Annotated in this window: 7 protein-coding genes; 1 reads left to right on the forward strand and 6 read right to left on the reverse strand. The window is 29.2% G+C overall.

Going from position 1 to position 10,376, the window contains the following annotated elements; all coding sequences use genetic code 11:
• Positions 1 to 214: 214 nt before the first annotated feature.
• From CLPUN_RS13710 to CLPUN_RS13735, 6 genes are all read right to left on the reverse strand, one after another.
• Positions 215 to 1,789: a cadherin-like beta sandwich domain-containing protein gene (locus CLPUN_RS13710; protein WP_077847826.1), complete on the reverse strand. Its 1,575-nt coding sequence runs from the start codon at positions 1,787 to 1,789 to the stop codon at positions 215 to 217.
• 126 nt (positions 1,790 to 1,915) lie between these two features.
• The gene (locus CLPUN_RS13715) at positions 1,916 to 3,763 is read right to left on the reverse strand and encodes an N-acetylmuramoyl-L-alanine amidase family protein (protein WP_077847827.1); all 1,848 of its coding nucleotides are present in this window, start codon (positions 3,761 to 3,763) and stop codon (positions 1,916 to 1,918) included.
• Positions 3,764 to 4,583: 820 nt separating this feature from the next.
• Complete coding sequence (locus tag CLPUN_RS13720; protein WP_077847828.1) at positions 4,584 to 5,711, reverse strand: cadherin-like beta sandwich domain-containing protein; 1,128 nt, start codon at positions 5,709 to 5,711, stop codon at positions 4,584 to 4,586.
• Between the two features lie 131 nt (positions 5,712 to 5,842).
• Complete coding sequence (locus CLPUN_RS13725; protein ID WP_077847829.1) at positions 5,843 to 6,790, reverse strand: N-acetylmuramoyl-L-alanine amidase family protein; 948 nt, start codon at positions 6,788 to 6,790, stop codon at positions 5,843 to 5,845.
• A gap of 593 nt (positions 6,791 to 7,383) precedes the next feature.
• A complete protein-coding gene (locus tag CLPUN_RS13730) occupies positions 7,384 to 9,111 on the reverse strand; it encodes an N-acetylmuramoyl-L-alanine amidase family protein (protein ID WP_077847830.1) in 1,728 nt (575 codons plus the stop codon).
• 164 nt (positions 9,112 to 9,275) lie between these two features.
• Complete coding sequence (locus CLPUN_RS13735) at positions 9,276 to 9,722, reverse strand: hypothetical protein (protein WP_077847831.1); 447 nt, start codon at positions 9,720 to 9,722, stop codon at positions 9,276 to 9,278.
• Between the two features lie 244 nt (positions 9,723 to 9,966).
• Between CLPUN_RS13735 and CLPUN_RS13740 the strand changes: the two genes are divergently transcribed.
• Positions 9,967 to 10,200 carry a hypothetical protein gene (locus CLPUN_RS13740; protein ID WP_077847832.1) on the forward strand — a complete coding sequence of 78 codons (234 nt, stop codon included), beginning with the start codon at positions 9,967 to 9,969 and terminating at the stop codon, positions 10,198 to 10,200.
• Positions 10,201 to 10,376 lie beyond the last annotated feature (176 nt).

Below are 10,376 nucleotides of genomic sequence, written 5' to 3' on the forward strand. Positions count from 1 at the left end.
TTTATAGTTTGCATTATTAAAGCTGTATAGTAAATTTGAATCAATAAACTTTTGAGAATGTATATTAAATTGTTAATTATTCATACTATAAAATAAGTTTTATAGATTTTTGATACTTCAAAATTTCTATACTTTGCTATATATATTAATAAAAAAGGAGTTATATCAAAATAGAATTTCCATTTTGATATAACTCTTTTCCTTATTCTTTTTACTATACCATAGCTCCATCTTCCCCTAAGCGATATCCACTTACCTTTATATTCGAAGCCATTACACCACCTGGATAGAAGTAATACCATTTCCCATCATTGTTTTGGAACCATCCTGTTTTTATAGTTCCATTAGCATTGAAATAGTACCACGAGTTGCCTATATATTTCCAACCTATTTGCATAGATCCATCTTCATTTAAATAATAGGTATTTGCACCTTCATATTGCCAGCCTGTACGCATACTTCCATCAAATCCAAGTTTATACCACTTACCATAACTTTTATCAAAAAACCAACTATTTGTCATAGGTTTTCCTAGGTCGTCATTGTATGTCCATTGACCATTGCTATTTTTTACCCATTGATTGGCTTTAGCTGCTGAATTTGCAGTATTAGTATTTCCTGAATTAGAATTACTGCTATTGTCAGTAGTAGTATTTGTGTTATTGGCATTAGTACTATTAGTCGTGTCTGTAAAAGTTCCTCTATTTACAACAATAGTATATGTTCTTTCTTCGTAATCATCATCATCACTATCTTCATCGTTATTAACTTTTACCTTAATGATATTTTTACCTTTTTGTAAATATACTCTTGAATTATAATTAGCATCTTTAACTTTATTACCGTTAACGCGAACAACATCATCATCATCATCTGGTTCTGCTTTAACTATAACGTTATCATAATCTTCTTTGACATTTACCTCATAATAAGTAACCTTAGGTCTATAGTTTATGTCAATTCCAGAGTCATATAATTCTAAATTATCTAAATAAATAGAATCTTGACTTTCATCAATTTCGCCAGCTCCAGTATTTGTTGAAGGTGCTTTTACACCTCTGTATATATTTAAAGTATATGTTCTCTCATTATCATCATCATCTTCCACTGTTATTTTAATTACATTTTTCCCTTTATCTAAAGTTACCCATCTTTTGTAACTATCATCGTCATCTACTTCTGTTCCATCAATTTCTACAGTATCATCATCATCATCTGGTTCTGCTTTAATTCTCACTTCATCAACAGAATCAGCTACTTCAATATTATACGTTCTTGTATTTCTAGAAAATGAAATGTCAGTTCCACTTACAGTTATATCATCTAAGTAAACATCATCATCGTCATCATCATCGTCATCGCTACTTGAGGAAGTTCCTCTAGTTATATATAAATAATATGTTGCTGAAGTCTTATCTCCACTTGGGTCTTTTACAGTTATTTTTATTTTATTTCTTCCTTTATCTAAGTCTACAGTTTTTTCACTTTCTCCTGTATCTGCAGTGTCTCCATCGATAGAAATCTCGTAATCACTTTCTTTACCTTCAGCTGTAATTTTAACTTCATCAACACTACTTTTTACCTTTACAGTAGCACTTGATTTTGTACTTGAAAATTTTACAGATCCTTTACTTGTATCTAATGATTTAAGAAGTGCATCATCACTAGACTTAAAAGATGCTGCATATGCTTCTTCTGTAATCAAATTAATATGACTTGCTGGTTCTATTGCTGCAAAAGCAGAAATTACAAGTAAAGATGAAATTATTCGTTTAATTATTTTACTCATATTATTGTCCCCCTCTTAAATATAATTGTGATTTATGTCTTTATATACAAAAAGGATGAGGCTTAGCCTCATCCTTTCTTAAATTGATAAACTATATTAATATATAGCTTGTCAATTATTTAAATACTATTGAATCCAAGCTCCTGAAGCTCCTAATTGATAACCATCAACAGTTGTGTTAGCTAACATTGCTCCTGATCCTGCTAAGTAGTACCAAGTACCGTTGTCATTGTACCAACCAGTAGCCATAGCTCCATTACCTTTTAAGAAGTACCAAGTACCATTGTCATTGTACCAACCAGTAGCCATGATTCCATCAGCTTTGATGTAGTACCAAGTACCGTTGTCATTTACCCATTTGCTAGCAACTTTAGCACCATTTACATCGTAGAATGTCCAACCTGTTGCTTCTTGCTTCCAACCTACTGTAGCTGGAGTAGTTACTCTTGGTTCGATAGTGTCACCATCAGAAACTGTTTGGTCTTTACCTTCTTGAACAGTTGTGTAAGCATCTTCTCCATCTTCCCAAGCTATTAATGAATCCTTGTTGTATACATCAAGTCTGTCGAATGATCTGTCAGTCTTGTATTGAACCTTGAATTCATCTCCATCAAACATAGAGATTTCTCCATCATCAATTGTCCAAGTGTTTCCATCAACATCTATAGATACTGATTCAAATCCTAATGATGCATCTGCATCATCATCTTCATCTAAAGTTACGATAGTCATATCGATATCTTCACCTAATTTAGATTTTAATTCTGTAAGATCTGAACCTGTAAGTTTAGTATCTTTAGCAAGATCACGCTTATCTTTTCCTAATTTTAATTTATAAACATGTACAGTATCTTTATCTTCCATAAGTGTTACATAAAGAACTCCGTCTTTTACTGCATATTTAGATGGTTCAGTTTGACCATCAATTTGGCTTGTTAAAGCTTTGAATGCTACATCGTTGTCGTCATCTACATCAAATATAGAACCATCATCTACTTGCCAAGAATCAACACTCTTTGGAACGTAAGCTCCATCTTCTTTTGAACTGTCTCTTTCTTTAGAAATCTTTTGAATGAAGTATTGAGGTGTAACTACTTTTGCAGCATCCTCACTAAAATCAAATGCTCCATTTACTACTGGATAATAAGTAACATCTACTGTAGCAAGAGCATAGATATAATCTTTATCTTGAGCTAATGACTTAAGACCTTTTAAGTCAACTTTTAAAGCTTCATCTTTGTATATTTTTCCGAATTGTTCTATTACTGTAGCTTTATTTTTTCTTGCATTGTATACTTTTAAGTTAGCTAAGTAAGAAGCATCAATGTATTTTCCAGATGTATTAGTGAATCCAGTAAATACTGAACCACCAAAATAAGAAGCTCCACCAGCAGTTGTTGTAATTACAGCTCCATCAACATCATCTAATGTAGAATTTGCTGAAGTTGTAGTATATTGATACCAAAGTTCACCAAATTGGTTTTTGAATAATCTTTCTGTACTTACATCACTGTCAGTAATTTTATGGTCATCATCTGAAGTGTTATTGTATCTTTCAGCTTTCTTTAATGCTGAAATTAATTTAGCTTTAGCTGAAGCTTCTTGATCTTCTGGAGTATCTTCATCAGCAATTTTACCATTTGATAAATCTACTAAGTATTCATCACTGTTACCATTTTCAGTAACATAAGCATACTTTTCTCCATATTTTGTAGAGTTAGTGTGTAATTCATAATCTTCTAAATCTTCGATAGCTTTATCTTTTTCACCTTTTCCGCCATTGTACCAGATTCCAGTATCATCATCATCAGTTCTGTAACCATAGTAAGCATAGTTACCGTTGTCGAAAGCAACACCTTCTGTAACAGTACCATCTTTAGTTCCTAATTTTTCTACTGCCATAGCTGGTACTACTGACATGATTGATGCAGCAGCTACTACTAAAGCTGTAATTTTATTTGCTCTTTTAAACATAAATTTCTTTCCTCCTAAAATTTTAAATTCAGATAAATTATAGCATTATTGTACAACCCTGTAAAGTTATATAATACTATCAAATTCATATTTTTATATAAATGGTATATTAAACTATTATTTTAATATGCAATTTATATAAAATTTTATTCGTCATGATAGTATACCATATTACATATGGCATGTACATAAAATACCATTACATCTTATAATTTTCTATATTTCCTAGACGACCCTAAGTTGTCATTAAATAATACAAACTTAAATTTTGTTTTTGGTACTTTTTTAAAATTATTTTTAGATATTTTAGAAATTAATTTATTAATTTCCTATGTATCCTTTAATTACTACATCATATAATACAACCTAGTAATTTATTTTTGGTACTTTTTTTAGATATTTTAGAAATTTATTTTATTTATTCCTGTAATTCCTTTAATATCCTCTATTGACACTATATAATACAGTAGTCCAATTTATTTTGGGTACCTTTTTTAATCAAACAGAATTTATTTTTATTATTTTTTATTCTAATATTTTTAGTTATATACATATGTTTTTATAAACAAACTGCATACACGCATTTACTGGATATAGATTTAATTTGTTATTACTAAAATACATACGAATTAAATGTACATAAATTGTACGTATTTTTATTAGAGCATATATAAAAAAATTAAGAAGCATTTAAATAAGTGCTTCCTAATCTTTTATTTAGTAAATACTATGATTAAATTTTAAATTTTATTCTACAACAAAACTATAGATAATTTTATGGTAGTCCAAAATTTATATAGTCTTGTCCTACTTAATAAATCTATTTAGTAACCCAAGCTCCACTTGCGTCTACTTTGTATCCATCAATTATAGTACTAGCTGCCATTGATCCATCGCTATATAAGTAATAGTATTTGCCTCCTGTTAATATCCATCCTGTTTGCATATTGCCATCTACTCCTAAGAAGTACCATTTTCCATAGTTTCTATCGAAGAACCATGTATTTTTTAATGAGTTTCCTTGAGAATCATTATATTGCCATCTTCCATTTACTTGTACCCATTGGTCCGCTTTTTTAGTCACAACAGGAGTAGTAGCAACTCCGTCTGTAACAGTTCCTGTTTGTGTTGCTGCTGCTCTAGTTATCTTTAAAGTATAATCTCTTTCATCATCATCGTCTTCAAGTTCTATTTTTATTTCATTTACACCAGTTTTTAAAGTTACTGTCTTTTTATAATTATCATCACTATCTACATCAGTTCCATCAATTGAAACATCATAATCATCATCCTCTGGCTCTGCTTTAATTACTACTTTATCAACGTTACTCGCAACATTATAGTTGTAAGCAACCTTTGAATTAGATAAAGCGATACTTTCACCATCTACAGTAAGTTTATCTAAATAGATATCATCATAGTCATCAGCGTCGTTATCATCTGAATCACTATCACCTTTATATTCTATTTCGATTTCATACTCACCTATTGAATTAAAATCATCATCATCATATGTTACCTTTTCACCTGATACATCTTCATCATATATTTTTATATAAATAGTTTTATCACCTGATATAGAAATTTCTTCATCTACATCTTTACCCTTAGCGTTATCTGAATCTGATGTAAACACTTTAACATACTTATCCTTTACTCCATCGATGTCAATATTAATCTTACTTGATGAAGTTTTAGCATAATAAGTTTCTCCTTCTTCTACGTCATCATCATTTACTTTTTCATCGTAATCATCATCTTCATAAAGTCTTATCTTAGATCCACTTCCATCTTTTAAATTTAAGCTATCAAATTTATCATCATCATTTTCATCAGATGATGCATAAGCTTTTGTAGTTAATAAGTTAAAATTTGTGGCTGGTGCTATTGCTGAAACTGATCCTAAAACTAATGCTAATGCTATTATTTTCTTTATATTCTTATTCATATATACTCCTCCATTTTGAACCTAATGTTCCATTTTTTCTTTAATAATATATTATATTTTACCACTAAAATCATAATTATACACTTAAATTATTATTAATTTTTCCTTAAATTAAGCGGCTATGTGATTTTTTAGTTTGCTAAAACTCCGTCATTATTCAATTGATACCCATTGACAGTTGAATTCTTAATCATTTTTCCTGTTGAATCTAGATAATACCATTTACCATTTGAACCATCAATCCATCCTGTTTTCATAGCTCCATTATTATCAAGGTAGTACCAATTTCCATCAGAATCTTCAAGCCAACCCATTTTCATTGCTCCGCTTTTGTTTAAATAATACCAATTTTTATTTATAGAAACCCACCCTGTTTTCATTTCGCCATTGTCATTAAAATAATACCAATTGCCGTTATTTTGGAACCAGCCTGTAGCTCTAGCTCCATCTTCTTTTAAATAATAGTTTATTCCTGTACTTTTATCAAACCACCACATATTTTTTAGAACTTGTCCTGTTCCATCCAAATATTTTAATTTTCCGTCAATACGATCCCATGTATTAAATTTATTTGTTGAATTGTTTATTGTAAAGGTTTGAGCGCTTGTTGCAGTTGTATTTTTGTTAGTATCAACTACCTTTGCTACATCACCTCTATATATGTTTAATACATAAGTTTCATCGTCATCATCACTTTTAACATATATTTTTACAGTATTGTTGCCTTCTTTTAATTTTACAGTTGCTTCATAGTCATCTTTTTCTTCTACATAAGTATTGCCAACTTCAACTATATAATCATCATCTTCTGGTTTTGCTTTAATAGTGATTTCAGAGGTATCTTTTTTAACACTTATATTATATTCAGTATTATCTTTGTCAAAATCAATATCCCCTTCGCTTAAATATATTCCAGATAAGACTGCCTCTTCATAATAGTCATCGTCGTCATCGTCATCATCATGAGATGATGCATAAGCTTTAGTAGTTCCTAATACAAAATCATTTGTTGGTAATATTCCTGAAACTGCGCCTAATATAAGACTTGTGGCAATTATAAGTTTAATCTTTTTATGCATATTCTTCCTCCTTAAATATCTTTCTATTATTATATATTTTTCTCAATTTTCATAAGTTTTAATGTATTGCTATATGAAGCCTGTTAACTTATATATAGTTATATATTATAAAAATACTCTAAATTCAAATAAGCATCTAAGCTTAATTTGCTAAAGAATTTATCTTACAATATATATAGCAAAATAACCTCTATATATTTTTTCTTCATTTATATATACTCAATAAATGGCATAAATTTCAAAATACTTATGAATATATAACTATTATACTACATATTTCTAAGTATACTATATAGTTCTAAATAATTTGTTAGCGAATTATTAATTTTTTATAAATCTTTTTACTCTAAAGTTCATATAACTTTGGGATTATGTATAACGCTATAATAATATTTAAAGTGCATAAAAATAACTTATTGCCCTGAGGTTTGTTGTAGCTAAAGAAAATTTTTATAAAATCACTAAATTGTAAAAAATAGTAGTTTTTAATTAAATTTAATATATAAGCGGGAAAGCATGACAAAGCCTTCCCGCTTATATATTTTTTTACTCTTTAATAATCCATTATAACTCTTGCTTAATTAAATTATTAGTTAATTTATTAAAACTCCATTAATATTAAATTTATATACTTTTCCATCAATTGTTTTAGTTCCTGTTGCCATTGATCCATCTGAATTCAAATAATATTTTAAAGTAGAACTGATTAACCAGCCCTTTTGCATTACGCCATTTGTATTTAAAAAGTACCATTTTCCATCCTCATTAAACCAGTCTGTCTTCATTGATCCATCTGAGTTCAAATAATACCAGTTTTCAATAGTTTCAGTATTAGCACTTGTCCCACCATTTGAATCAGTTGTATTGTTTTGGGTTACAACTTCCTTATACCAGCCTGTCTTCATTGCACCGCTTTGAGAATCTAGATAATATTTCTTTCCATCTACTTCTTGCCATCCTGTTAGCATAGCTCCTCTATTATCTAATAGGTACCATTTTTCTTTATCTTTAAACCAGCCAGTTTTTCTAAGCCCATTTTCATCTAAATAACAATATACATTGGCCTGCTTATCAAAAAGCCATGAATTTTTTAATACCTCTCCATTTTCATCATTATACTTCCAGCCTTCTGAAGTCTCGACCCAGCCACTTTTTACACTTGATGAATCATCTGTGTTTTCAGTGTCTTCTACTTTACCTCTATTTATAGTTAAGGTATATGTTCTTTTTTTATCATTAACTTCATCTTCAACTACAACTTTTACAGTGTTTTTTCCTTTTGATAAAGAAATCTCCTTTTCATAATCATCACTGGATTTTATTTGTTTATCATTAATGGTTACTAAGTATTGATCATCTTCTGGCTCTGCACCTATTGTTATTTTACTTACTGCTTCATCTAAATCTACTTTATAGCTTGTATCATCTTCTGAAAAATCTAAATCTCCTTTACTTATTGTAAGATCATTTAAATATACATCATCTTGATTACTTGAAGAGCTGCCTCTTGTTATATTTAAGGTATAAGTTCTTTGATTATCATCTTCATCTGTAACCTTTACTTTTATTTCATTTTTACCAGACTTTAAGTCTACAGTTTTTTTATAGCTATCACTTTTCTCTACTAAAGCTCCATCTATTCTAACTCTATCATCTTCTGATTCTGGCGATGCTGTGATTTTTATTTCATCAACAGCTTCAGCCACCTTTACATCATAGGAAGTTCTTTGTTTTAAAAAGTTTATGCTTCCTTTACTTAGTTCAAGCTTTTCTAAATATATTTTATCCTGATTATTATCTTCATCAGAGCTTTCTGTTGTTTTCAGTACATTTATTGTGTACTCTTCTTTACATACTCTCACATCTTTTTTATCATCCTTAGCTTTTCTATAATCTGATAAAGATGCATAAGCTCTTATATAAATAGTTGTATTTCCTTTTCCAAGTGAAATTTCTTCTCCTGGCTTTATTCCTGTCGCATCAGATTTATCTGATGTAAAGATCCTAACTATATAATCGCTATCTTCTGGTGCTGCATTTATTTTTATTCCGTCACTGTCATCTGTGAGTTTTACGTAATATTCCTTATCATCACTTAATTTTACATTATCACCATTAAAGCCATCTCTTAAATTAAGAGTATCTCCATCAGTTGACTTTATAACTAATGTCTTTAATTCTTCATCACTTGGATTATATGAAGCTGCATAGACCGTTTTAGTTGTAATATCTAAATTACCACCTGGTACTATGGCTGAAACTGCTTCATAACCACTAAGAATAAGTGTAAGTGCAATTATTCGTTTTAAATTTTTATTCATGAAACTCCTCCTAATTTATTAAGTTATTAAATTCTCTATTTAAATTATATTATACCTCTTAATATCTGCACATGAAATATAGATAATATTTTTTTATTTAAAATAAGCTAAATATACCTTAGAGAAATCTCCAAGGTATATTAAAAAATTCATTTAGGTATGCCTTACTTAACTTTAACAGCAGAACTTGTAGTAGTTGTAGTAGTTTTGCCATCTAAATCATTAGAAATTATATATGTTGGCTGACTAAAATTATATTCTCTTTCCCCAATAGTAGTTTTATTATATGCCATTTTACCATCCGCTTCAAAATAATACCAGCTACCCTTGTTTTCTAACCAAGCATCATGAGCCATAACTCCATTAGACCATAAATAATACCAATTTCCATTATCTTGAACCCAGCTTACTTGCATTACTCCATCATTTCTAAAATTATACCATTCCCCGTCTACTGATTTCCAACCTTGTGCTTTTACGCCATTTTCTATCCAATAGTATTGCTTTTCAGCATCTTGCTTCCATTCTGCTGAAGCTGCTACTGGCATAACTCCCATTACAGACATAGCAAGTAATGAAGTCATTACTAATTTTTTTACCATCTTTTTCATTATTATCTCCTCCTGTGCAGTATTTGTATTCTTTTACAAAATCAATTATATCATAAATTATGCCATTTATCTCGTAATTAATTGCCATTTTTCGTTTATTTATCCTAACTTTTTATCATTGATTGGTGTATTAATAATATTATTTTTTCAAACAATATTATTGTCTATATATTTTTCTTATTTAATTTTGAAAATACATGAGAAAAAATATATATTTAATTTGTAAACAGTTAGGAGTGATATTATGAATAAAGAAAAAACATCCTATGACGAAACCTTAAAGAATAATTCTGATGAAAAATTAACTGATCCATCTTCATCAAAGGATTCCTATATGGAAAAAATGAAGAAGGTTTATTTACCTAAATCACAAGATGATTTTCATCCAAGTGAAGAAAGTATAGAACAGGTAAATGGCTTAACCTCTGCTAAATCAAATCCTGTAGCAGATGCTATTTCTAGAGATAATCGTAACTAATTAATTTATCCATTAGAAACCAATAGAAATTTATTATTTTCTTGAATAATTTTTCTGTTATTGGTCAGAATTATAATGTACCCCATAATACTGTTGCACTAAAGTTTATCATTTTAATTTAGTGCTTATAAGAAATTTCCCATAAGAGTTATTCTTATGGGAAATTTTGTTTAATT

The sequence above is a fragment of the Clostridium puniceum genome (genome assembly GCF_002006345.1).
In the GTDB taxonomy this organism is placed as follows: Bacteria; Bacillota; Clostridia; order Clostridiales; family Clostridiaceae; genus Clostridium; species Clostridium puniceum.